This window comes from Pseudomonas sp. Tof1 (assembly GCF_055390395.1).
The window spans coordinates 5,460,552-5,485,000 of record NZ_AP024344.1 but is presented as its reverse complement, the minus strand read 5'-3'; the positions used below and the strand labels follow the sequence as shown (position 1 = coordinate 5,485,000).

Here is a 24,449-nt window from a genome sequence, read left to right as displayed (position 1 = left end):
ATAGTGAACTAGTACCGTGAGGGAAAGGCGAAAAGAACCCCGGAGAGGGGAGTGAAATAGATCCTGAAACCGTATGCGTACAAGCAGTGGGAGCAGACTTTGTTCTGTGACTGCGTACCTTTTGTATAATGGGTCAGCGACTTATATTCAGTGGCGAGCTTAACCGAATAGGGGAGGCGTAGCGAAAGCGAGTCTTAATAGGGCGTTTAGTCGCTGGGTATAGACCCGAAACCGGGCGATCTATCCATGGGCAGGTTGAAGGTTAGGTAACACTGACTGGAGGACCGAACCGACTACCGTTGAAAAGTTAGCGGATGACCTGTGGATCGGAGTGAAAGGCTAATCAAGCTCGGAGATAGCTGGTTCTCCTCGAAAGCTATTTAGGTAGCGCCTCACGTATCACTCCAGGGGGTAGAGCACTGTTTCGGCTAGGGGGTCATCCCGACTTACCAAACCGATGCAAACTCCGAATACCTGGAAGTGCCGAGCGTGGGAGACACACGGCGGGTGCTAACGTCCGTCGTGAAAAGGGAAACAACCCAGACCGTCAGCTAAGGTCCCAAAGTCATGGTTAAGTGGGAAACGATGTGGGAAGGCTTAGACAGCTAGGAGGTTGGCTTAGAAGCAGCCATCCTTTAAAGAAAGCGTAATAGCTCACTAGTCGAGTCGGCCTGCGCGGAAGATGTAACGGGGCTCAAACCATGCACCGAAGCTACGGGTGTCACGCAAGTGACGCGGTAGAGGAGCGTTCTGTAAGCCTGTGAAGGTGAGTTGAGAAGCTTGCTGGAGGTATCAGAAGTGCGAATGCTGACATGAGTAACGACAATGGGTGTGAAAAACACCCACGCCGAAAGACCAAGGTTTCCTGCGCAACGTTAATCGACGCAGGGTTAGTCGGTCCCTAAGGCGAGGCTGAAAAGCGTAGTCGATGGAAAACAGGTTAATATTCCTGTACTTCTGGTTATTGCGATGGAGGGACGGAGAAGGCTAGGCCAGCTTGGCGTTGGTTGTCCAAGTTTAAGGTGGTAGGCTGAGATCTTAGGTAAATCCGGGATCTTAAGGCCGAGAGCTGATGACGAGTGTCCTTTAGGACGCGAAGTGGTTGATGCCATGCTTCCAAGAAAAGCTTCTAAGCTTCAGATAACCAGGAACCGTACCCCAAACCGACACAGGTGGTTAGGTAGAGAATACCAAGGCGCTTGAGAGAACTCGGGTGAAGGAACTAGGCAAAATGGCACCGTAACTTCGGGAGAAGGTGCGCCGGTGAGGGTGAAGGACTTGCTCCGTAAGCCCATGCCGGTCGAAGATACCAGGCCGCTGCGACTGTTTATTAAAAACACAGCACTCTGCAAACACGAAAGTGGACGTATAGGGTGTGACGCCTGCCCGGTGCCGGAAGGTTAATTGATGGGGTTAGCGAAAGCGAAGCTCTTGATCGAAGCCCCGGTAAACGGCGGCCGTAACTATAACGGTCCTAAGGTAGCGAAATTCCTTGTCGGGTAAGTTCCGACCTGCACGAATGGCGTAACGATGGCGGCGCTGTCTCCACCCGAGACTCAGTGAAATTGAAATCGCTGTGAAGATGCAGTGTATCCGCGGCTAGACGGAAAGACCCCGTGAACCTTTACTATAGCTTTGCACTGGACTTTGAATTTGCTTGTGTAGGATAGGTGGGAGGCTTTGAAGCGTGAACGCCAGTTTGCGTGGAGCCATTCTTGAAATACCACCCTGGCAACTTTGAGGTTCTAACTCAGGTCCGTTATCCGGATCGAGGACAGTGTATGGTGGGTAGTTTGACTGGGGCGGTCTCCTCCTAAAGAGTAACGGAGGAGTACGAAGGTGCGCTCAGACCGGTCGGAAATCGGTCGCAGAGTATAAAGGCAAAAGCGCGCTTGACTGCGAGACAGACACGTCGAGCAGGTACGAAAGTAGGTCTTAGTGATCCGGTGGTTCTGTATGGAAGGGCCATCGCTCAACGGATAAAAGGTACTCCGGGGATAACAGGCTGATACCGCCCAAGAGTTCATATCGACGGCGGTGTTTGGCACCTCGATGTCGGCTCATCACATCCTGGGGCTGAAGCCGGTCCCAAGGGTATGGCTGTTCGCCATTTAAAGTGGTACGCGAGCTGGGTTTAGAACGTCGTGAGACAGTTCGGTCCCTATCTGCCGTGGACGTTTGAGATTTGAGAGGGGCTGCTCCTAGTACGAGAGGACCGGAGTGGACGAACCTCTGGTGTTCCGGTTGTCACGCCAGTGGCATTGCCGGGTAGCTATGTTCGGAAAAGATAACCGCTGAAAGCATCTAAGCGGGAAACTTGCCTCAAGATGAGATCTCACTGGAACCTTGAGTTCCCTGAAGGGCCGTCGAAGACTACGACGTTGATAGGTGGGGTGTGTAAGCGCTGTGAGGCGTTGAGCTAACCCATACTAATTGCCCGTGAGGCTTGACCATATAACACCCAAGCAATTTGCGTCGAATGAGCAGATTGCGGTGTATGAAGACGAAGTGAACCGAAAGTTTGCCACGCACAAAACACCAAAGACTGTCACGTACCCGATTCGCTGGAGCGTTGCCCAGGCAACGAGCTGGCTACCGAATTTCTTGACGACCATAGAGCATTGGAACCACCTGATCCCATCCCGAACTCAGAAGTGAAACGATGCATCGCCGATGGTAGTGTGGGGTTTCCCCATGTGAGAGTAGGTCATCGTCAAGATTAAATTCCAAAACCCCTATCTGCGCAGGCAGGTAGGGGTTTTGTCTTTTCAGCGGTTGAGAATCTCCCAAGGCTGCCAGCCAGCCCTGCGTTTGCTCTGGCCACCAGTCGGCATCGGGTCCGCCGCCGCCTGAGAGAGCCGTGTGTCGGATGAAGCTCAGCAGCCCTGCATGCTTTTTTTTCCTTCGATACCGGGCAACCCTCAGGTTTGGCCAACTGCGGGCGATATCCTGACTAGCGATGGCTATGAGTTGCGCAAAGGGCCTTGTGTCTTGCGTCACTTGATGGAAAGCACCACCTGTACATCGGCTACCCTTGGATTGAATATCAGGCCGGGGCCACTCAATGCGATGACAGGTTGGTGTAAAATCGATTAGTGGCAGTTTGCCTTTAGTTATTATCTGCTCGCGAAAGCGACAGTGAAGTGGGTCCGTGCTTGCAATAGCCTTCGGGCCCTCTTCTATTTCCCATGACAGGAATCTCGATGCTGGCGTATCACCAAAAAAGCTTTCTGATCGTCGACGATTTCTCCGATTTTCGCAGTTCAGTCAGGTCCATGCTGCGGGAGTTGGGCGTCAAGGAAGTGGACACCGCCGACACCGGAGAACAGGCGTTGCGCATGTGCGCGCAGAAGCGCTACGACTTCATCCTGCACGATTACCACCTTGGCGATGGCCGCAAGAATGGTCAGCAGGTTCTCGAAGACCTGATGGTCGACAAGCTGATCAGCCATGAAAGCATCTTTGTCATGGTCACCGCCGAAAGCAGCCAGGCCATGGTCCTCAGTGCCCTGGAGCACGAGCCTGACGCCTATCTGACCAAACCGTTCAACCGCGCCAGCCTGGCCCAGCGCCTGGAAAAGCTGGTCCAGCGCAAGAACCTGCTCAAGCCGATCATGCAGGCGCTCGACCGTGACAAACCGGCCGAAGTGTTGGCCGCCTGTACCCGGCTCACCCAGCAGGACACCCGTTTCGCCCCGCTGTGTCTGCGTTATCGTGCCGATGCAATGCGTGCCCTCGGCCAGAATGAGCCGCTGGAACGCTTCCTCAATGGCATCCTCAATGATCGCCCGCTGCCATGGGCTTATGCCATGCTGGGGCAACTGCTCTACAAGCGTGGTCAGATGACTCAGGCCAAGGAATTGTACGAAACCGCACTCAAGGCATTCCCGATGATGCCAGCCCTCTACGACGGGCTCGCCGATGTGCTGGTCCAGCAGGGGGAAACCCGACGTGCCCAGAGCGTGCTGGAAGAGGCCGTGCGCCTGTCTCCATTGGCCGTACGTCGGCAGTCATTGCTGGGCAAGCTGGCCTTGGCCAACGAGGATTTCGAGGGGGCTTCCCGGGCCTATCGCCAGGCTGTCGCCCAGGGCGAGCAATCGCGTTACAAGGATCCGGAAAGCAATCTGGGCCTGGCTCACGCGTTGATCAGCAAGGGCAGCGAGCGTGGGCTGGACACACGTACGCGGCTGGAGATCAACCAGACACTCAGCACAGTCGCCAAGGAAAACGCCAACGATCCAGGGTTGCAGGTGCGTGCCCGGCTGATGAAGGCCACCAGCCTGCTGCTCAACGATGCCGAAACCGCCGACAAGCTCACCGAGCAGGCGATGGCACGCCTGGAGGGTATGGAGAACTTTCTGAGTGCCGACGCCGCCTTGCTGGTGGCCAAGCAACTGCAGCAACTGGGGCAGGCCGAGGCCGGTGCCTCGATGCTCAAGAACTGCGTGGAGATCTATGGTGACGACCCGGCGGTGATGAAAGGCATCGCCAAGCTGACCGATGACCCGGAGATTCTCGGCAGCGGCAAGGCCGCCATCGACCTCAACGTCCAGGGCGTGCGCAGCTACAAGAGCGGCAACCTGGAGGAAGCGCAGGCACTGTTCCGCAAGGCGCTGGCCCTGCAGCCGAAAAATATCAGTATCGCCCTCAATGCCGCGCAGGCCCTGCTGGTGACCGCCCAGAAGACTTCCGATGCGGCAATCCTCGAAGAGTGCCGGGCCTGCCTGAAAATGGTCGGCAAGATGCCGGACAGCGATCCACGTTATGAGAGGTATCAGAAATTGCGCAGCCGGGCGTTTGGCGAATGAGCGACAAGGACCAGGGGCTGGATTTCTCCACGGTGATCGCCTCGACCGTGCATGACATGAAAAACTCGCTGGCGATGCTGATCCAGGCCCATGGCCAGTGGCAGAGCCACCTGCCCGCGGCGCAGCGGGAGAACCCCGAGCGTGCGGTGATCGAGTATGAGTTCGCGCACCTCAACAGCATGCTGGTGCAGTTGCTGGGGTTGTACAAGCTGGGCGTCAACCAGTTGCCGTTGCGGCCCGATTATCACGACATGGATGACTTCATCGGCGCGCAACTGGCGTGCCGTCAGGAGGTCCTGAACAGTCGTGGCATCGTTGCCAGTTATGAAGTCGACGACTTCAGCCCGCTGGGCTTTTTCGATCGCGAGCTGATCGGTTCGGTGGTGGGCAATATCGTCACCAATGCCATTCGTTTCGCTTGCCATGCCTTGCTGATCAATGTCCGCGAGGAAAACGAGCAACTGGTGCTGAGCATCAATGACGATGGTCCCGGCTTCCCGGCGCAGATGCTTGAACGCCAGATGGATTATGTACAGGGCATCAATCCGACCACGGGCAGTACCGGCCTGGGCCTGTATTTCGCCGCAAGGATCGCTGCGTTGCACGAGCGCAACGGCGTACGCGGGCGTATCGAACTCAGCAACGGCGGTACCCTGGGTGGTGCGCTGTTCAGTCTCTATCTTCCCTGAGTCAGGCTTTTTCCTCGTCCCTGCTTGAAATCCCGAACAGCTGGTGCGTATTTTGTACGGGGCGCCGTTCGCGGCTTCTATAAAAACAAGGATTGAGTCATGACTAGCGAAGGCCAGAACTCGCTCGCGCAGCGATTGACCGGCATTGATGAGATTGAATGTGTCACGCCTGACCTCAATGGCGTGCCGCGGGGCAAGGTGATGACCGCCGAGGGTTTCCTGGAGGGGCGACGTTTGCAACTGGCGCGCGGGGTGCTGCTGCAGTGCATCATGGGCGGCTATCCACCGGCGCGTTTCTACGGCAGCGATGATGGCGACCTGGCCCTGACGGCCGACCCGCGGCAGATCCACCGCCTGCCGTGGAGTCAGCAACCCCGTGCATTGGCGATCTGTGACGCGGACGAATTGACCGGGGAAAGCTCCTGCCTGTCGACCCGTGGCCAGCTCAAGGCGATCATCGCTCGCTATGCGGCACGTGGCCTGGCGCCAGTGGTGGCGACCGAACTGGAGTTCTTCGTCTTCGCGCCCAATACCGATCCGACTCAGCCGTTCCAGCCGCCTGTCGGCCTCGACGGGCGGCGCGAGGAGGGGCATTCGGCCTTCAGCGTCAGTTCCAACAATGGTTTGCGGCCGTTCTTCAGCGAGGTCTATGCAAGCATGGCGGCGCTGGGCCTGCCGCGCGATACCTTCATGCACGAGATGGGCGTCAGCCAGTTCGAGATCAACCTGTTGCACGGTGATCCGCTGTTGTTGGCCGACCAGACCTTCCTGTTCAAGCATCTGCTCAAGGAAGTGGCGCTCAAGCATGGCTTGAGCGTGGTATGCATGGCCAAGCCGTTGGCGAAGACCCCGGGCAGTTCGATGCATATCCACCAGAGCCTGGTGGACATCGGCAGCGGGAAAAATGTCTTCAGTGATGCCGCCGGCGAGCCTACCGCGATGTTTCATCATTTCATCGGCGGGCAGCAGGCGTGCATGGCGGATTTCACTGCGCTGTTCGCGCCGAACGTCAACTCCTACCAGCGCCTGTGCCATCCGTATGCGTCGCCCAACAACGCCTGCTGGTCCCATGACAACCGCGCGGCCGGCCTGCGGATTCCGGCCAGTTCGCCCGTGGCACGGCGTGTGGAAAACCGCCTGCCGGGAGCGGATGCCAACCCGTACCTGGCGATTGCGGCCAGCCTGGCCGCGGGCCTTTACGGTATCGAGCATGAGCTGGAGCCGACGCCGGCCATTCAGGGCGAGTTCGAGGTGCCGGACGCCCTGTCGCTGCCATGCACCCTGCACGCGGCACTGGAGCGCCTCAAGTGCAGCCAGCTGGCCAGGGAGCTGTTCGGCAGCGAGTTCATCGAAGGCTATATCGCGTCGAAAACCATGGAGCTGACCAGCTTCCTCGATGAAATCAGCCCCTGGGAACGCCGTGTTCTGGCGGCCCAGGCTTAGACGTAACTCCCGCTTCGGGCTATCTTCCGGGTAGCCCGAAACCTCATTCAAAGAGCCGCCAGGAACGTCAATGCGCCAAATCTGGAAATCCTTTAGAGCGCTTTATTTTGCCTCGCTGATGATGCTGATCGGTTCGGGCCTTCTGAGTACCTACCTTGCCCTGCGTCTGGCGGCCGACCATGTCGACGGCCTGTGGGTGGGCGCCCTGATGGCGGCCAACTACTTCGGCCTGGTGCTGGGCGGCAAGATCGGCCACCGGCTGATCGCCCGTGTCGGGCACATCCGCGCCTATGCCACATGTGCCGGGATCGTCGGTGCGGCGGTGCTGGGCCATGGACTGGTCAACTGGTTGCCGGCCTGGCTGTTGCTGCGGATGATCGTCGGCCTCGGAATGATGTGCCAGTACATGGTCATCGAGAGTTGGCTCAACGAACAGGCCGAGGCCAGGCAGCGTGGCGTGGTCTTCAGTGGCTACATGATCGCGTCCTATCTCGGACTGGTGCTTGGGCAACTGATCCTGGTCATGCATCCTGCCCTCGGTCCCGAGTTGCTGATGCTGGTCGCACTGTGCTTCGCATTGTGCCTGGTGCCGGTGGCCATGACCCGGCGGATTCACCCGGCCCCCTTGCATCCGGCGCCGCTGGAGCCGCGTTTCTTCATGAAGCGTGTGCCGCAGTCGCTGACCACGGTGCTGGGCGCGGGGATCATCGTCGGCTCGTTCTACGGTCTGGCGCCGCTCTACGCTTCCCAGCAGGGGCTTTCCACCGAGCAGGTCGGTCTGTTCATGGGGAGTTGCATCTTTGCCGGCTTTCTCGTGCAGTGGCCCCTGGGCTGGCTTTCCGACCGCTATGACCGGGCGGTGCTGATCCGCAGTGTCGCCATGCTGTTGATGCTGACGTCCCTGCCGCTGGCGATATTCTCCACGGCTCCATTGGAGGTGCTGTTCGTCGTCGGGTTCATGGTGTCGTTGCTGCAGTTCTGTCTGTATCCGTTGGCGGTGGCGTTCTCCAACGACCATATCGAGGGGGATCGGCGGGTCTCGCTGACCGCCATGCTGCTGGTGACCTATGGCGTCGGCGCGAGCATCGGGCCGCTGGCGGCGGGCGTGCTGATGAAGCTGTTCGGCAGCCAGATGCTCTATGCGTTCTTCAGCTTCTTCGCGCTCATCCTGGTGCTGCGCATCCGACCCAAGGCGGTGACCAATCTGCATCAGGTCGAGGATGCGCCGTTGCAGCACGTGGTCATGCCGGAGGCCATGTCGCCCCTCGGCGCGGCGCTCGACCCGCGGGTCGACGAACAGGTGGTGCTGGACCAGATGTGCGACAACCCGGCGGCAGCGCCATCGGTCGCGGATGTCGCGTCCACCGAGCCGGCGGCAGAGGCTGTTGCCGAAGTGGACGAGTCCGACCCTGAGCCGGCGCATAAGTCGAGCAACTGACAGTGTCGATAAAAAAACGGGCCGCCCTTATCAGGTGGCCCGTTTTTTGTGGGTGAAGGCAGCGTCAGACTCAGTAGTCGTCGTCCTTGTCGAAACGCCGTGCTTCACGTTGCAGTTGGTAGACGAAGCGCTCGACCTGGCGTTGTACCAGGCCGCTCATGTTGTGGAAGCGTACGCCGGCGAAGGTGGTGTTGATCCTTTCCTCGAAGTGCAGATGGCGCAGTTCCACCGGAGCGGTCATGGGGCCGAAGGGCAGGGCGGCGATAAAACGCTCGTAGACCTGGCCCAGTTGCAGGCGATCGGAAATATCGCCGTCGAAGCGCAGCTTGCAGCCGCTGGCGGAGATATCCAGCAGTTTGCCGTTGATCGGTGCCTTGAGCTTGTCGCCACCCAGTTCGATGTTGACCAGTGCGGTGAGTTTCAGGGCGGCGCGGAAGGCGTTGCGACGCTGATGGTAGACCACCTCGGCCGGCATCGAGCCACGGTAGCAACCGTTGGTCTCGTCGACGGTCATTGGCTGGGGTTGTTCCCAGGTGATGCGTACACCGTCGTGGAAGCCTTCGACGCGGAACGGTTCACCCGCTGCCAGGAAGCGTTCACCGTCGCGTGGCATCATTTCGTCCAGGGCCAGGGTGCCCGCATCCCGGTCGACATCGATCACGAAACTCTGGAAACGCTGGCTGCGTTCATGGAACGTGATGATCAACGGGTCATGGCTATCCTGCAGCATCCGCAGGTTGGCGGAAATTTCCAGAGGCGTGGTTAGCACCTTCGGTGGCTGCGGAGCATCATCCGCGCTTGGGGCATTGGACACGGTTCATCAATCTCCAGACAAAATACGACTACACGCAAAAGCCAGCATTTTGCCAGCATGTTACGCGCCTTGAACAGAGCGCGCAGCAGTTTGGGTTCAAGCCTGACTCAGCGGGCGTTGCTTCGCAAGCCTCGCCGTCGAGCCGCGGGCATCATAAAGTGCGGGAGGCTCGCCGCCGGTCAGGATCTTCAACTGGTTTGCGGTCGTCGCTTGCTGAACCTGGATGTTGCGCCCATTGAGTTCATTGGCGGCCTGGCAATCGGCCAGGATGCGGGTGAGTTCTTCGCTCTGGCTCAGCAGTTCGCCGCCCACGCTCGACTGTGCCGCCAGTTGTTCCAGGCCGGAGCGGTTGGCGGGCAGGTTGAGACTGGCGAGAATCTGGCTGCGCTTGCGGCCATGCTGTTCCAGCAGAATGATCAGCGCCTGCTTGCGCGCCAGAATATCTTCCAGCTCGACCATGTTGCGACCATGGAGCGCCAGGGACTCGGCGCGCAACAGCTCGAGCAGATCTTGAGCTGGAGCAAAATCTTCGGTGATCAGTTGCAGTAGAGTGGTGTCTTGCATGGCTGGCCTTGGGTTTTAAGCGTCCAAAAGCCTCGCGCCGGCAGGTGCCTAGCGCTGGGCTTCGAAGTTGAGCAGTTTGCTGGCGACGCGGTTGCTGTCGACCTTGTAGCTGCCATCCGCGATCGCCTGTTTCAACTCGGCCACACGGGCGCTGTTGACTACGGGCTGCTGCTGCAGCTTGTCAGTGATCTTTTGCAACTGCTGAGCCTCATTGCTGAGGTGTACCGATTCCCCGCTCTGGCCGACCGCTTCGGTCTGGCTGTTCACCGCCGAGGATTTGCCGCTGCTGTCGGCTTCCTTGTTGGCGCTGGTGCGCGTGCTGCCTGTCAATGACGGGGCGTTATTCAAACGACTGAAATCGATGACCATGATAAAAAACCTCTGGGTATTTGGACGCTTGCCTTGTTTTCGGCCATACCCGGAAAAACTTTAGCCTCATCTGAAAATGAGTCTGCATCTAGGCTGTAGCCCTGTCTGGGCCACAGTTTAGGAAAAGTGGCGGCCTGGCGCCAGTGAATGCGAGGTGGCCTTATCGATCTATAAAGCCACCTCTACCTGGCCGGGGGCGGTGACGCGAGCCTTGATGACCCGCTGCGAATTGAGGTTCTTGATCCGGATCTGCTCGTTCAGGCCGCCGTTGGAGAGGGCTTCGCCCGGCATCTTGACCACCAGGCCGCCGCTCGTTGCGCTGATGACCACCTGATCGCCCTTGCGCACCACTTCCGCCTGTTCCAGGTGGACCAGGGTGACGACCTGGTCCATGACCATTGGTCGGACAAGTTTCTGCCCGATGGCCTGGTCCGGTGACGTCAGGAAGCCCTGGTTGATCAGGCTGATATCCCGCTCGCGCAACGCCACGTCGCCTGGCTCGATGATCCCGGCGCGCTTGAGCGGGCGGGTGGTCACCACCACATCGCGATACAACTTGACCTGGGCCGGGACGAACACGGTCCATGGCGAGCTGCCTTCGCAGCGGATTTTCACCGTGACCCGGCCGATCGGTGTCGCCGGGCTTTCCAGGCTGGCTGTCAATTCCTTGTCGCAGGCGGCCATGCGCAGGCGCGGGTCCAACTGGTTGACCTGGATCTCGTAGCGCCCTTCGGTTTGACTGGTGGCCAGATAGTCTTCTACCGTGAACTCAAGAAAGCCTTGGGTCACGCCGATAAGCTGATCAGGCAGGGTCGCCGATTCCGCAAGAGCAGGGTTGCTCGGGTTCAGGCAGCATAAAACGGACACCACCGCGAGCAATCTGCGGTACTGTGATGTCAGGCGTCGAAAAAATGTCGTTTGTGCTTTCATAACGGTATAAAAAGCAAGGCTCGTGCCGTTTGTTCCTGAGTGGGCGTCGGATGATGAGGCTTTGATCAGAGAGGGCAGTCATGGCTGGTGTGATGGATTCGGTGAACCAGCGTACGCAACTGGTGGGGCAGAATCGCCTTGAGCTGCTGTTGTTCCGTCTCGACGGCCAGCAGCTCTACGGGATCAACGTGTTCAAGGTGCGCGAGGTGCTGCAATGCCCCAAGCTGACCTTGATGCCCAAGTCCAATCCGGTGGTGTGCGGTGTGGCGAACATTCGTGGGGCTACCATCCCGATCCTCGATCTGGCGATGGCCACGGGGGCCGGTGCACTCAAGGATCAGAGTAATCCGTTCGTGATCATTACGGAGTACAACACCAAGACCCAGGGGTTTTTGGTGAAGTCGGTGGAGCGCATCGTCAACATGAACTGGGAAGAGATCCATCCGCCACCCAAGGGGACCGGGCGCGATCACTACCTGACGGCGGTGACGCGCATCGACAACCAGTTGGTGGAAATCATCGATGTGGAGAAGATCCTCGCCGAGGTTTCGCCCATGTCCGAATCGGTTTCCCTGGGCGTGGTGGATGTCGAGACGCAGACCAAGGCGGTGTCCTTGCGGGTGCTCACGGTCGACGATTCGTCGGTGGCGCGCAAGCAGGTCACGCGTTGCCTGCAGACGGTCGGCGTCGAGGTGGTGGCGCTGAACGACGGCCGGCAGGCGCTGGACTATCTGCGCAAGCTGGTCGAGGAGGGCAAGAAGCCGGAGGAGGAATTCCTGATGATGATCTCCGACATTGAAATGCCGGAAATGGACGGCTATACCCTCACTGCTGAGATTCGCAGCGATCCGCGGATGCAAAAGCTGCACATCACTCTGCATACTTCCCTGTCAGGGGTATTCAACCAGGCGATGGTGAAGAAGGTCGGTGCCGATGACTTCCTTGCCAAGTTCCGACCTGATGACCTGGCGGCCCGGGTGGTTGACCGGATCAAGGCTGCAGGATAACAGCCGGGGACCCGTGTCCCCGGCGGTACAGACGATTTAAGAGGCGGCATCATTGTCTACGGGTAATTTGGATTTCGAACAGTTCCGGGTCTTCCTGGAAAAGGCCTGTGGCATTCTGCTCGGTGAAAACAAGCAATATCTGGTTTCCAGCCGTCTCAACAAGCTGATGGAGCAGAATGGCATCAAATCTCTGGGCGAACTGGTCCAGAGGATCCAGAGCCAGCCACGCAGCGGCTTGCGTGAACAGGTGGTGGATGCCATGACGACCAACGAAACCCTGTGGTTTCGTGACACCTATCCGTTTGAGGTGCTCAAGAACAAGGTCTTGCCGGAAGCGATCAAGGCCAGCCCTGGCCAGCGCCTGCGGATCTGGTCGGCTGCTTGTTCATCGGGGCAGGAGCCCTACTCGATCTCGATGTCGATCGACGAGTTCGAACGGACCAACATGGGCCAGTTGAAGGCCGGGGCGCAGATTGTCGCCACCGACCTGTCGAGCCTGATGCTGACCAACTGCAAGACCGGCGAGTACGACAGCCTGGCGATTGGCCGCGGCCTGTCGCCCGAGCGCCTGCAGCGCTACTTCGATGCCAAGGGGCCGGGTCGCTGGGCGGTCAAGGCGCCGATCCGCAACCGGGTCGAGTTCCGCTCGTTCAACCTGCTGGACAGCTATGCCAGCCTGGGCAAGTTCGACATCGTGTTTTGCCGCAACGTGCTGATCTACTTCTCCGCCGAGGTGAAGAAGGACATCCTGATGCGCATCCACGGCAGCCTCAAGCCGGGCGGTTACTTGTTCCTGGGGGCGTCCGAGGCCCTCAACGGCCTGCCGGACCACTACCAGATGGTGCAATGCAGTCCGGGCATCATCTACAAGGCCAAGTAGCCAATCGTTCAATACCCCCGGCGGGAGCTCAAAAGGCTCCCGCTTTTTTTTTGCCGCCAGTCTTGCCGCTTTGCTGGCGCTCGGCGGAAATGCCTTGCCGCTTTTCTGGCATTGCCGGCGGCAGTTATCCGGCAAGGCCTTGATTTACGGGGCTTGAGGAAACTGGCATGAGGCTTGCTATAGCTCTGTCAACGAAAAACCTGTTCCGACGATCAGGTCAACACTCGAAGGTTTCCCGACATGAGCATCAGTTTCGACAAAGCGCTCGGCATCCACGAACAGGCCCTGAGCTTCCGTGCCCAGCGTGCCGAAGTCCTGGCCAACAACATCGCCAACGCCGATACCCCGAACTACAAGGCCCGGGACATGGACTTTTCCTCCGTGCTCGCCGAGCAGAGCGAAAAGGCCAGGAATGGCACCTTCGCGCTCAACACCACCAACAGCCGCCATATCGAAGCCCAGGGGCTGAGCAATGGCGACGCGGCATTGCAGTACCGCACCCCGATGCAGCCGTCGATCGACCAGAACACCGTGGATGCGCAGATCGAGCAATCGAACTACGCCCAGAACGCAGTCGACTTCCAGGCCAGCTTCACCCTGCTCAACAGTAAATTCAAAGGGCTGGTATCGGCCCTGCGTGGAGAGTAAGCCATGTCCCTTGCCAGCGTTTTCAATATTGCCGGTAGCGGCATGAGTGCCCAGACCACTCGGCTGAACACCGTCGCCAGTAACATCGCCAACGCCGAGACCGTCTCGTCGAGCATCGACAAGACCTACCGGGCGCGCCACCCGGTGTTCGCCACCATGTTCCAGAACAGCCAGGCCGGCGGCAGCAATTCGCTGTTCGAGGACCAGAACGCCGCGGGCCAGGGCGTGCAGGTGCTGGGTGTGGTCGAGGACCAGAGCAACCTGGAAGCGCGCTACGAGCCGAACCATCCGGCGGCCGACGCCAAGGGGTATGTCTACTACCCGAACGTCAACGTCGTCGAGGAAATGGCCGACATGATCTCCGCCAGCCGTTCGTTCCAGACCAACGCGGAAATGATGAACACCGCCAAGACCATGATGCAGAAGGTCCTGACCCTCGGTCAGTGATAAGGGGCGACAGACATGAGCGTTACCGACTCCACCAGCACCTCTTCGACTCTGAACGACATTCTTGCGGCGTCCAACGCCAAACTGACGAACAAGACCAGTACCGACTCGCTGGGCAATGCCATCAGCAGCGCATCCGGGGCCAGACCCTGGGCAAGGACGCGTTCCTGAAGCTGCTGGTGACCCAGCTGAAGAACCAGAACCCGCTGGACCCGCAGGACAACAGCGCCTTCGTTGCGCAGTTGGCCCAGTTCAGCAGCCTGGAAGGCATCACCACGCTCAACAGCAGCGTCAACAACATCGCCAGCGCGTTCCAGTCGTCCCAGGCGCTGCAGGCGTCGTCGCTGGTCGGTCGTTCGGTCATCGTGCCGACCGGCAAGGCGGTGGTCGATACCAGCAAGAGCTTTACCGGCACCGCGGTCGTTACCGGTGCCACCGACAAAACCACGCTCAAGATCAGCGACTCCACCGGGAAAGTGGTCCGTACCATCGACCTGGGGGCCCAGACCGCGGCCGGTAACGTGCCCTTCGTCTGGGATGGCAAGGATGACTCCGGGACTCTGTTGTCCAGTGGCACCTACAGCTTCAGTGCGACCGCCAACCTCAAGGGCTCTGCGGACTCGACGGCGCTGGTCACCAACCTGCCGGCCACTGTCAGCAGCGTGAGCCTGTCGCAGAACGGCGGTGAAATGATGCTCAACCTGGCGGGCGTGGGCAGTATCGCTCTGTCCAAAGTCCAGACCATTGGCCTGTAAGAGCCGACCAACGCGAAACAAAGGAGAGAAGCATGTCTTTTAATATCGGTTTGAGCGGTCTCAACGCGGCCCAGAAACAGCTCGACGTCACCGGCAACAACATCGCCAACGTCAACACCACCGGCTTCAAGTCGTCCCGTGCGGAATTCGAAGACGTCTATTCGGCGACCAAGCTCGGTGTATCGTCCAAGACCATCGGCAACGGTGTGCGCCTGGCCAACGTTTCGCAGAACTTCGGCAACGGTGGCATGAACGTCACTGGCAACGCGTTGGACCTCGGTATCCAGGGCAACGGCTTTTTCACCCTGAGCGACAACGGCTCGCTGATGTACACCCGCGCCGGTACCTTCAAGACCGACAAGGACGGCTACGTCACCAACTCCGATGGTACTGCGCGCCTGCAGGGCTTCGCTGCCGACTCCAATGGCAACATCATTCCGGGCGTGCTGACCGACCTGCGTATCGACGTGTCGAACCTGCCGCCACAGACCACCACCAAGATTGGTGCAACGATCAACCTGGACTCCAAGTCGGCGGTGATCGATCAGTCCGTCACGCCGTTCGATCCATCGAATACGGCCAGCTATACCAAGCCGTTCAGCTCCGACATCTACGACTCCCAAGGCAACAAGCACTCGCTGGACCAGTATGTGGTCAAGACTGGTGCCAACACCTGGAACGTCTATACGCTGATTGACGGTCGCAATCCGAACGGTACGCTGCCCACTGTGGGGACCGTACCTCCGACCGTTCCGCCTGCGGCAACCGACCCTGTTCCCGTGGCAATGGTCTTTGACTCCTCCGGCAAGCTGACTTCCATCGGTGGCACCGCCGGCAAGACCAATATCACCATTACCGGTTGGGTTCCAGGTACGGTGACCAATGGTGTGTGGGCGGCCAACGGCGCAGGTGCCAACCCTACCGGTATCCTTACCGACTGGACAAAAACCACCCAGTTCAACGCCGACACCTCCCGTGCAGCCATCATTGGTGACGGTTATGCCACTGGCCAGATCACCGACATCAGCATTGATGGTACCGGCATCATTTTCGCCAACTTCAGCAACAACCAGCACAAGGCCATCGGCCAGGTGGCGATCGCCAGCTTCACCAACGAGCAGGGCCTGCAGCCTTCGGGCGGGACCAACTGGAAGCAGACCTTCGCTTCCGGCCAGCCAGCCTATGACGGCGGTGAAGTCGGCACCAACGGCTCGATCGTTTCCGGCTCCCTGGAGGGTTCCAACGTCGAACTGACCAATGAACTGGTGGACCTGATCAAGGGCCAGAGCTACTACCAGGCCAACGCCAAGACCATCTCCACCCAGAGCACCATCATGCAGACCATCATCCAGATGACCTGATGGCTTTTTCGGTGTCTCGCCAATCCGGCGCCCTTGGGCGCCGGATTTTTTTTGCCTGATTGTTGCGTTGACTCAGTTTGCAACTCTTTTCCTGCGCGCACCCCGACAAGCTGGTGCAGAACTTGCTCGCACTGCCTGCGCTAACGAACGACGTCAAGTTTTCGTTATATCAGCATCATCAGGGCAGAGCTTTCGTTCTGACTGCATGGACGCTATGCAAGCTCACAGGGACGGAAGAAGAATTGAAGAGAAGTCACGCCCTCAATACGCCTGTCGTTTCGGCGTCGTTGAAAACCCTCCTGCGTAAAAGCCTGATCGGCGCTGCGCTGTTTTCCGGTGTCATCAATATCCTGGCCTTGGCCGGCCCGTTGTTCATGTTGGAAGTGTACGACCGGGTCATTCCCAGCCGGAGCATTCCGACGTTGGTGGCGCTGGCGTTGTTGGTGTTGGGGGTGTACGGATTTTCAGGCCTGCTGGATATTGTCCGCTCCCGCCTGATGGTGCGGATTGCCTCCGCCTTCGATCTGGCCCTGTCTCCCCGGGTGTTCAAGGTGATTGCGGGGGTATCGCTGAAAACGGCGATTACCGGCGACGCCCTCAAGCCCGCTCAGGAAATGGATCAGATTCGCGGGTTCATTGGCGGCCCGGGACTGGTGACATTTTTTGATTTGCCCTGGATGCCGGTGTACTTGGCCGTCTGCTTCTACATTCACCCACTGTTCGGCCTGCTGACCAGTGGGCTGGTCATCGTGCTGGTGGCGCTGACCTTCATCACCGATCGGCAGTCCCGACAATTGGCGCAAGCCTGCGCCGAGGCGCAGAACAAACGCAATTACCTGGGGCAGCAGGCGCACCAGAATGCCGAGGCGCTGGCGGCCATGGGCATGGCGCAACGTACCTCGGCGCTCTGGCAGGCACATCACTCGACCTACAGCACGCTGCAACGCCAGACTGTCGACATCGGCTCTTTTTTCGGTGGAATCTCCAAGTCCCTGCGTCATCTGGTCCAGTCCGGCTCCCTGGCGCTGGGCGCCTACCTGGTGATCCAGGGCGACCTGAGCGGCGGCACCATCGTGGCGGCCTCGATCATCGTGTCGCGAACCCTGGCACCGGCCGAGCAGGTGATTGCCACCTGGCGCAGCCTGCTGGCCGCCCATCTGGCCTGGAAGCGGCTGCTCGAAGTGTTTGCCCTGTTTCCCGAGGAGCCGAGCAAGACCGAATTGCCGGCGGCACATCGCACACTTCAGGTCGACAGCCTCTTTACCGCACCACCGGGCAGCCAGCGCCTGACCTTGCAGAACGTCAGTTTCGCGATCGCGGCGGGGAGCGCGATGGGGGTCGTGGGGCCGAGTGCTTCCGGTAAGTCGTCACTGGCCCGCGCCCTGGTTGGCGCCTGGCCCGCGGCTCGTGGCCAGGTCAAGTTGGACGGTGCACCCCTGGAGCTGCTGAGCGAGCAGTCCAGGGGCAAGCTCATCGGCTACCTGCCGCAAAGCGTCGGGCTGTTCAGCGGCACCGTCGCCGAGAACATCGCGCGGCTGGATCCGCAGGCCGATGACCGGTCCATTGTCTCGGCAGCGCAACTGGCGGGCGTGCATGAGCTGATCCTGCAATTACCCGAAGGCTATCAAACCCAGGTCGGCGAGGGCGGGCTCAACCTGTCGGCGGGGCAGCGCCAGCGGATCGCGCTGGCCCGGGCGTTGTTCGGCGATCCGTTTCTGGTGGTGCTCGACGAGCCTAACTCCAATCTCGATGCCGAGGGGGAGCAGGCCCTGTCGCGGGCCATCCTGTCGATCAAGGCACGCGGCGGTATTGTCGTGGTGATTGCCCATCGCACCAGCATTCTGTCGGTCATCGACCAGGTCCTGATTCTGGAGCATGGCGTTCAGGCGGCATTTGGCGCCAGGGACGCGGTTCTCAGAAAACCGTCGGCACCGGTACCTCGGCCGACGGCCAGCGTCGTGGAAATGGGAGTTGCCCAATGACCGTTCATGATCAGGAAAACAGCCTGGCCGGTTCGTTGAACCGACATCTTCGTCTCGGCGCTGTCAGCCTGCTGGTCCTCCTGGGCGGCGGGTTGGGGTGGGCAATCAGTACCGACCTGTCCGGTGCGGTGATCGCTGCCGGCAGCGTGGCGGTGGAAAGCAACGTCAAGAAAATCCAGCACCCCACGGGCGGTATCGTCGCTGAACTGCTGGTCAGCGAAGGCCAGCAGGTCCGCGCGGGGACGTGCTGATCCGGCTCGATGCGACGCTGCCGAAAGTTGGCGAGGCCATCGTCTCCAAGTCGCTGAGCCAGGCCCTGGCGCGCCAGGCGCGCCTGGAGGCCGAGCGTGATGGCGCGGCTGATCTGGTGACGCCGGCGTCGCTGATCAACCGTCTGGGGGCCGACGCCGCGCAGGCATTGATGAGCAGTGAGCAGCGGCTGTTCGAGGACCGGCGTTCGTCCCGCGAAGGGCAGAAAAAGCAGTTGCGTGAGCGAATCCGGCAACTCAACGAGACGATTGCCGGCCATGACCTCCAGCAGAAAACCAAGACCGAAGAAATCGAGTTGATCGACAAGGAGTACCAGGCTGTCCGCAAACTCTTCGAGAAAGGGATGATGACCATCGACCGCGTCAACGCCCTGGCCCGTGGCATCGCCCGTTTGCGCGGAGAGCGTGGGCAACTGATTGCGTCCATTGCCGAAGCCCGCGGCAAGATTGCCGAGACCGAGCTGCAGCGCCTGCAGATCGACCAGAGTTTCCGTAGCGAGGTGTCCCTGGAACTGCGCGAGCTCGAAGCCCGACAGGGTGAATTGGTCGAGCGCGATATCGCCACCAATGACCAGCTCAAGCGCATCGATATCACCGCCCCGGTTTCCGGGCGGGTCCAGCAATTGGCCGTGCATACCCTGGGTGGGGTGATTTCGCCGGCGGAAAACCTGATGCAGATCGTGCCGGCCGACGATGAGCTGCTGGTCGAGGCGCGCATCAGTGCCCAAGACATCGACCAGGTATCGCTGGGGCAGGATGCGGTGCTGCGGCTCAGCGCCTTCAATCGCAGCACGACGCCGGAGTTGAAGGGGCAGGTGGTCCGGCTATCGGCGGATCTGGTCCAGGACGAACGCACTGGCATGGGCTTCTATCGAGCCGGGATCAAAATACCGCACAGCGAACTGACGCAACTGCAAGGGCTGACCCTCGTACCCGGAATGCCGGTGGAATCGATGATCCAGACCGGCACACGCAGCGTTATTTCCTATCTGCTCAAACCTATCAGTGATCATGCCCAGCGCGCCTTCCGCGAAGGATGAAGAACAAACGAGTTCACCGTGGTACCCATGACTCAACAAGGAGCAAGGAAGAAAAATGGCAGTGATCAACGGAACATCAGGAGCGGATACGCTGGTAGGAACGACAGGAGCCGATGAGCTGTATGGCTTCGCCGGGAACGACTCGCTGGATGGCGGGGCGGGCAATGATCTGCTTGATGGAGGGGCTGGGGCGGATGTTCTGAATGGTGGGGCGGGAACCGATACTGCTTCGTATGCCAATTCGACTGCTGGGGTGACGGTCAACCTGGTTACAGGGACGGGGGTTGGTGGTGATGCGCAGGGCGATACCTTGATGGGTATCGAGAGTGTTGTCGGATCCGCGTTCAATGACACACTGACTGCACAAACCTCCGGGCACAGCCTGGTGGGGGCAAGGGGAACGACACCTACTTCGTCAACGGCACGGGCGTGTCGGTGGTCGAAGCGGCCGGCGAAGGTGACGATGAAATCAGAACCACAGTCAACAGCCTGAGCCTGGCAGCCAACGTCGAGCGCCTGACCTACGTTGGCAGCGGCAGCTTCACCGGGTACGGCAATGGCTTGGACAACATCATTACCGGCGGTGCGGGCAACGACCTGCTGTACGGTGGCGCCGGCGCCGACCAGTTCATTGGTGGTGCGGGCACGGATACCGCCAGCTACGGCGACAGCAACACTGCCGTGGTGATCAACACCAAGACCGGGATCAACACCGGTATCGCCGAAGGCGATACTTATGTGGGGATCGAGACGATCCAGGGTTCCAGCTACAACGATACCTTTATCAGTGGTTCGGCGGCGGACCAGTTCGATGGGGCTGGCGGTACCGATACCATTGATTACTCGGGTTCTTCGGCAGCGGTGAGTGTCAGCCTGGTCAACGGCTCGGTCGGTGCGGGCGGTGACGCGCAGGGCGACCGCCTGAGCAACTTCGAACGGGTGATCGGTTCGGCGTTTGACGATGCGCTGACCGCGCAGACTTCCGGGCACAGCCTGGTGGGTGGCGTGGGGAACGACACCTACTTCGTCAACGGCACGGGCGTGTCGGTGGTCGAAGCGGCTGGCGAAGGTGACGATGAAATCAGAACCACAGTCAACAGCCTGAGCCTGGCGGCCAACGTCGAGCGCCTGACCTATGTCGGCAGCGGCAGCTTCACCGGGTACGGCAATGGCTTGGACAACATCATTACCGGCGGTGCGGGCAACGACCTGCTGTACGGCGGTGCCGGCGCCGACCAGTTCATCGGTGGTGCGGGCGCGGATACCGCCAGTTACGGTGACAGCAACACTGCCGTGGTGATCAACACCAAGACCGGGATCAACACGGGTATCGCCGAAGGCGATACCTATGTGGAGATCGAGACGATCCAGGGTTCCAGCTATGGCGACACCTTCATCAGTGGCGCAGCGGCGGATCAGTTCGACGGTGCCGGTGGCGTCGATATCATCGACTACTCGGGCTCCTCGGCCGCGGTGACGGTCAGCCTGGTCAACGGTTCGGTCGGTGCGGGCGGTGATGCCCAGGGCGATCGTTTGAACAACTTCGAACGGGTGATCGGCTCGGCCTTCGATGACTCCCTCACGGCCCAGACCTCCGGGCACAGCCTGGTAGGCGGTCAGGGCAACGACACCTACTTCGTCAACGGCACGGGCGTGTCGGTGGTCGAAGCGGCTGGCGAAGGTGACGATGAAGTCAAGACTACCCTGAGCAGCCTGAGCCTGGCGGCCAACGTCGAGCGCCTGACCTATGTGGGCGGCGGTAGCTTCACCGGTTATGGTAACGCCTCGGACAACATCATCACCGGTGGCACCGGCAACGACCTGCTGTACGGCGGTGCCGGCGCCGACCAGTTCATCGGTGGTGCGGGCGCGGATACCGCCAGTTACGGCGACAGCAACACTGCCGTGGTGATCAACACCAAGACCGGGATCAACACGGGTATCGCCGAAGGCGATACCTATGTGGGGATCGAGACGATCCAGGGCTCCAGCTATGGCGACACCTTCATCAGTGGCGCAGCGGCGGATCAGTTCGACGGTGCCGGTGGCGTCGATATCATCGACTACTCGGGCTCCTCGGCCGCGGTGACGGTCAGCCTGGTCAACGGTTCGGTCGGTGCGGGCGGTGATGCCCAGGGCGACCGCCTGAGCAACTTCGAGCGGGTGATCGGCTCGGCCTTCGATGACTCCCTCACGGCCCAGACCTCCGGGCACAGCCTGGTGGGCGGGCAGGGCAACGACACCTACTTCGTCAACGGCACGGGTGTGTCGGTGGTCGAAGCGGCTGGCGAAGGTGACGATGAAGTCAAGACTACCCTGAGCAGCCTGAGCCTGGCGGCCAACGTTGAACGGCTGACCTATGTGGGCGGCGGTAGCTTCACCGGTTATGGTAACGCGTCGGACAACATCATCACCGGTGGCACCGGCAACGACCTGCTGTACGGCGGTGCCGGCGCCGACCAGTTCATCGGTGGTGCGGGCGCGGATACCGCCAGTTACGGTGACAGCAACACTGCCGTGGTGATCAACACCAAGACCGGGATCAACACGGGTATCGCCGAAGGCGATACCTATGTGGAGATCGAGACGATCCAGGGTTCCAGCTATGGCGACACCTTCATCAGTGGCGCAGCGGCGGATCAGTTCGACGGTGCCGGTGGCGTCGATATCATCGACTACTCGGGCTCCTCGGCCGCGGTGACGGTCAGCCTGGTCAACGGTTCGGTCGGTGCGGGCGGTGATGCCCAGGGCGACCGCCTGAGCAACTTCGAGCGGGTGATCGGCTCGGCCTTCGATGACTCCCTCACGGCCCAGACCTCCGGGCACAGCCTGGTGGGCGGGCAGGGCAACGACACCTACTTCGTCAACGGCACGGGCGTGTCGGTGGTCGAAGCGGCTGGCGAAGGTGACGATGAAGTCAAGACTACCCTGAGCAGCCTGAGCCTGGCGGCCAACGTCGAGCGCCTGACCTATGTGGGCGGCGGTAGCTTCACCGGTTATGGTAACGCCTCGGACAACATCATCACCGGTGGCACCGGCAACGACCTGCTGTACGGCGGTGCCGGCGCCGACCAGTTCATCGGTGGTGCGGGCGCGGATACCGCCAGTTACGGCGACAGCAACACTGCCGTGGTGATCAACACCAAGACCGGGATCAACACGGGTATCGCCGAAGGCGATACCTATGTGGGGATCGAGACGATCCAGGGCTCCAGCTATGGCGACACCTTCATCAGTGGCGCAGCGGCGGACCAGTTCGACGGTGCCGGTGGCGTCGATACCATCGACTACTCAGGTTCCTCGGAGGCGGTGACGGTCAGCCTGGTCAACGGCTCGGTCAGTGCTGGCGGTGATGCCCAGGGCGACCGCCTGAGCAACTTCGAGCGGGTGATCGGCTCGGCCTTCGATGACTCCCTCACGGCCCAGACCTCCGGGCACAGCCTGGTGGGCGGGCAGGGCAACGACACCTACTTCGTCAACGGCACGGGCGTGTCGGTGGTCGAGTTGGCAGATGGTGGCGACGACGAGGTCAAGACTGCGCTGAGCAGCCTGAGCCTGGCAGCCAACGTCGAGCGCCTGACCTACATCGGTACAGGCAACTTCACTGGCCGCGGCAATGCTTCGGACAACATCATCACTGGCGGCACCGGTAACGATGTACTGTACGGCGGTGCCGGTGCCGACCATTTCATCGGTGGTATCGGTACCGACACGGTCAGCTACGGTGACAGCAGCCAGGGTGTGACGATCAATACCAAGACGGGGATCCATACCGGGATTGCGGCTGGCGACACCTATGAGAGCATCGAGGTGATCCAGGGTTCCAGTTATGGCGACGTCTTCATCGGCGGCGCTGGTGCTGATCGTTTCGATGGCGGCGCCGGCATGGACATGCTTAGCTTCGCCAGCGAGACTTCCGGCATTGTGCTCGACCTGAGCACACCCGTGCTGACTGGCATCGCCGCAGGCGACACCTACACTTCCATCGAGATTTTCCAGGGTACTGACCAGGCCGATACCTTCACAGGCAGCCTGGCCAATGCCGAAAACTTCATTGGCGGAGTGGGTGCCGATACCTTCAACGGTATGGGACGCGGGGACGGTGCCTGGTACCTGACCAGCAGCGATGCAGTCCAGATCGACCTGCAAAACGGCACCGCTTCCGGTGGCGATGCCCAGGGCGATGTGCTCAACAACATCGACAACCTGATGGGCTCGGACTTCGATGACACGCTGACTGGCAACGCCTATTCCAACAGGCTGGAGGGCGGCGCGGGTAACGACACCCTCTACGGCGGGGACGGCAACGACTTCATCTACGGTGGCACCAGTACCGATACCTCGGCTGTGAAACCGGCATCGGGCCTGAATACTGCCCAAGCCGACATGCTCTACGGCGGCAATGGCAACGACACCATGGTCAGCAGCACCAACGACACCGGAAGTATCCTGTATGGCGAGGCCGGCAGCGACAACATCACGGTGTATTCGGGTGTCGCTATCGGCGGTGATGGCAACGATACCCTGAGTGGTCTCGGTTATGGCTATGAGCTTCACGGGGGAGAAGGCTTCGACACGCTCAACCTGCACAACTCCGGAGACGCTTACGGTGGTGAAGGCGGCGATGCCTATATCGTCTACTCGAAAACCATGGTGGCCATCCTCGACACCGGTACCTCGGGTGTCGATACGGTGACACTGAAGAACATCCAGAGTGTCAGTGATGTCCAGGTCGTCAGGACGGACCTGGGGGCCTATATCTTCTCGGCGACCGACGTGAAGAATGGCAACCTGGACTCGGGGGTTTTCCTGAAGGACTGGTACAGCGGCAGTAACACGATCGAGCTGTTCTACACCAATAATGGAGAGTCGTTCACCCTTCCGGTTTGACAGGCAATAAGCGAAGTCCGCAGTCAGGGGCTTTTCTGAGGTAAAAAACGGCACTCCCGGCTTATCACCGGGGGTGCCGTTTTTCATGGCTTGTGAAAATTCCCAATGGGCAAAA

16 protein-coding genes, 2 rRNA genes and 2 pseudogenes (1 of these 20 only partly in view) are annotated in these 24,449 nt (G+C 60.1%); 16 read left to right on the top strand and 4 right to left on the bottom strand.

Translation table 11 applies throughout. From position 1 onward, the window contains the following. The 6 genes from ACZ5KU_RS24600 to ACZ5KU_RS24575 form a co-directional block, all read left to right on the top strand. A 23S ribosomal RNA gene (locus ACZ5KU_RS24600) occupies positions 1 to 2,454 on the top strand; it begins 437 nt to the left of the window's first position. A 149-nt stretch (positions 2,455 to 2,603) separates the two neighbouring features. Further along, positions 2,604 to 2,719 (top strand): 5S ribosomal RNA (gene rrf, locus ACZ5KU_RS24595). Positions 2,720 to 3,203: 484 nt separating this feature from the next. Next, a complete protein-coding gene (locus tag ACZ5KU_RS24590) occupies positions 3,204 to 4,808 on the top strand; it encodes a tetratricopeptide repeat-containing response regulator (RefSeq protein WP_054057110.1) in 1,605 nt (534 codons plus the stop codon). Next, positions 4,805 to 5,497: a sensor histidine kinase gene (locus ACZ5KU_RS24585; protein WP_054057111.1), complete on the top strand. Its 693-nt coding sequence runs from the start codon at positions 4,805 to 4,807 to the stop codon at positions 5,495 to 5,497. The genes ACZ5KU_RS24590 and ACZ5KU_RS24585 overlap by 4 nt, the downstream gene beginning before the upstream one ends. 201 nt (positions 5,498 to 5,698) lie before the next feature. Then, positions 5,699 to 6,940, top strand: a complete 1,242-nt coding sequence (locus ACZ5KU_RS24580; RefSeq protein WP_464737433.1) for a glutamine synthetase family protein — start codon at positions 5,699 to 5,701, stop codon at positions 6,938 to 6,940. A gap of 70 nt (positions 6,941 to 7,010) precedes the next feature. Continuing rightward, a complete protein-coding gene (locus ACZ5KU_RS24575; RefSeq protein WP_054063113.1) occupies positions 7,011 to 8,378 on the top strand; it encodes an MFS transporter in 1,368 nt (455 codons plus the stop codon). A gap of 70 nt (positions 8,379 to 8,448) precedes the next feature. Here ACZ5KU_RS24575 and ACZ5KU_RS24570 read toward each other — a convergent pair whose 3' ends face one another. The 4 genes from ACZ5KU_RS24570 to flgA all read right to left on the bottom strand — a co-directional run bounded on the left by ACZ5KU_RS24570 (position 8,449) and on the right by flgA (position 11,055). Then, complete coding sequence (locus ACZ5KU_RS24570; RefSeq protein ID WP_054057114.1) at positions 8,449 to 9,192, bottom strand: flagellar brake protein; 744 nt, start codon at positions 9,190 to 9,192, stop codon at positions 8,449 to 8,451. A 96-nt stretch (positions 9,193 to 9,288) separates the two neighbouring features. Continuing rightward, complete coding sequence (locus ACZ5KU_RS24565; RefSeq protein WP_054057115.1) at positions 9,289 to 9,756, bottom strand: flagella synthesis protein FlgN; 468 nt, start codon at positions 9,754 to 9,756, stop codon at positions 9,289 to 9,291. A 48-nt stretch (positions 9,757 to 9,804) separates the two neighbouring features. Then, entirely contained in the window at positions 9,805 to 10,125 is a 321-nt protein-coding gene (gene flgM, locus ACZ5KU_RS24560; RefSeq protein WP_054057116.1) for a flagellar biosynthesis anti-sigma factor FlgM, read from the bottom strand. A gap of 168 nt (positions 10,126 to 10,293) precedes the next feature. Next, positions 10,294 to 11,055 carry a flagellar basal body P-ring formation chaperone FlgA gene (gene flgA / locus ACZ5KU_RS24555; protein ID WP_054057117.1) on the bottom strand — a complete coding sequence of 254 codons (762 nt, stop codon included), beginning with the start codon at positions 11,053 to 11,055 and terminating at the stop codon, positions 10,294 to 10,296. 80 nt (positions 11,056 to 11,135) lie between these two features. Between flgA and ACZ5KU_RS24550 the strand changes: the two genes are divergently transcribed. The 10 genes and pseudogenes from ACZ5KU_RS24550 to ACZ5KU_RS24505 all read left to right on the top strand — a co-directional run bounded on the left by ACZ5KU_RS24550 (position 11,136) and on the right by ACZ5KU_RS24505 (position 24,334). Continuing rightward, positions 11,136 to 12,062 (top strand): chemotaxis protein CheV, encoded by a 927-nt coding sequence (locus ACZ5KU_RS24550; protein ID WP_054057118.1) that lies wholly within the window; start codon positions 11,136 to 11,138, stop codon positions 12,060 to 12,062. 52 nt (positions 12,063 to 12,114) lie between these two features. After that, a complete protein-coding gene (gene cheR / locus ACZ5KU_RS24545; protein ID WP_054057119.1) occupies positions 12,115 to 12,942 on the top strand; it encodes a protein-glutamate O-methyltransferase CheR in 828 nt (275 codons plus the stop codon). A gap of 240 nt (positions 12,943 to 13,182) precedes the next feature. After that, a complete protein-coding gene (gene flgB / locus ACZ5KU_RS24540) occupies positions 13,183 to 13,590 on the top strand; it encodes a flagellar basal body rod protein FlgB (RefSeq protein ID WP_054057120.1) in 408 nt (135 codons plus the stop codon). A gap of 3 nt (positions 13,591 to 13,593) precedes the next feature. After that, complete coding sequence (gene flgC, locus ACZ5KU_RS24535; protein ID WP_054057121.1) at positions 13,594 to 14,037, top strand: flagellar basal body rod protein FlgC; 444 nt, start codon at positions 13,594 to 13,596, stop codon at positions 14,035 to 14,037. Positions 14,038 to 14,052: 15 nt separating this feature from the next. Beyond that, a pseudogene (locus tag ACZ5KU_RS24530) lies at positions 14,053 to 14,792 on the top strand (flagellar hook assembly protein FlgD). A 32-nt stretch (positions 14,793 to 14,824) separates the two neighbouring features. After that, entirely contained in the window at positions 14,825 to 16,153 is a 1,329-nt protein-coding gene (gene flgE / locus ACZ5KU_RS24525) for a flagellar hook protein FlgE (RefSeq protein ID WP_416770228.1), read from the top strand. A 242-nt stretch (positions 16,154 to 16,395) separates the two neighbouring features. Next, positions 16,396 to 18,135 (top strand): type I secretion system permease/ATPase, encoded by a 1,740-nt coding sequence (locus ACZ5KU_RS24520; protein WP_054057124.1) that lies wholly within the window; start codon positions 16,396 to 16,398, stop codon positions 18,133 to 18,135. Then, on the top strand, positions 18,132 to 18,386 hold the full coding sequence (locus ACZ5KU_RS24515) for a hypothetical protein (RefSeq protein ID WP_464736400.1): 255 nt from the start codon (positions 18,132 to 18,134) through the stop codon (positions 18,384 to 18,386). Before ACZ5KU_RS24520 ends, ACZ5KU_RS24515 begins: the two co-directional genes overlap by 4 nt. Beyond that, positions 18,380 to 19,444 (top strand): HlyD family type I secretion periplasmic adaptor subunit, encoded by a 1,065-nt coding sequence (locus tag ACZ5KU_RS24510; protein ID WP_464736399.1) that lies wholly within the window; start codon positions 18,380 to 18,382, stop codon positions 19,442 to 19,444. The genes ACZ5KU_RS24515 and ACZ5KU_RS24510 overlap by 7 nt, the downstream gene beginning before the upstream one ends. A 55-nt stretch (positions 19,445 to 19,499) precedes the next feature. Then, positions 19,500 to 24,334 (top strand): annotated as a pseudogene (locus ACZ5KU_RS24505) (beta strand repeat-containing protein). Positions 24,335 to 24,449 lie beyond the last annotated feature (115 nt).

Bases quoted from the DNA above. Each gene is read 5' to 3' on its own strand.
- ACZ5KU_RS24565 (WP_054057115.1), bottom strand. From the start codon at position 9,756: ATGCAAGACACCACTCTACTGCAACTGATCACCGAAGATTTTGCTCCA.
- ACZ5KU_RS24585 (WP_054057111.1), top strand. From the start codon at position 4,805: ATGAGCGACAAGGACCAGGGGCTGGATTTCTCCACGGTGATCGCCTCG.
- flgM (WP_054057116.1), bottom strand. From the start codon at position 10,125: ATGGTCATCGATTTCAGTCGTTTGAATAACGCCCCGTCATTGACAGGC.
- flgB (WP_054057120.1), top strand. From the start codon at position 13,183: ATGAGCATCAGTTTCGACAAAGCGCTCGGCATCCACGAACAGGCCCTG.
- ACZ5KU_RS24590 (WP_054057110.1), top strand. From the start codon at position 3,204: ATGCTGGCGTATCACCAAAAAAGCTTTCTGATCGTCGACGATTTCTCC.
- flgA (WP_054057117.1), bottom strand. From the start codon at position 11,055: ATGAAAGCACAAACGACATTTTTTCGACGCCTGACATCACAGTACCGC.
- ACZ5KU_RS24580 (WP_464737433.1), top strand. From the start codon at position 5,699: ATGACCGCCGAGGGTTTCCTGGAGGGGCGACGTTTGCAACTGGCGCGC.
- flgC (WP_054057121.1), top strand. From the start codon at position 13,594: ATGTCCCTTGCCAGCGTTTTCAATATTGCCGGTAGCGGCATGAGTGCC.
- flgE (WP_416770228.1), top strand. From the start codon at position 14,825: ATGTCTTTTAATATCGGTTTGAGCGGTCTCAACGCGGCCCAGAAACAG.
- ACZ5KU_RS24575 (WP_054063113.1), top strand. From the start codon at position 7,011: ATGCGCCAAATCTGGAAATCCTTTAGAGCGCTTTATTTTGCCTCGCTG.
- ACZ5KU_RS24550 (WP_054057118.1), top strand. From the start codon at position 11,136: ATGGCTGGTGTGATGGATTCGGTGAACCAGCGTACGCAACTGGTGGGG.
- ACZ5KU_RS24515 (WP_464736400.1), top strand. From the start codon at position 18,132: ATGACCGTTCATGATCAGGAAAACAGCCTGGCCGGTTCGTTGAACCGA.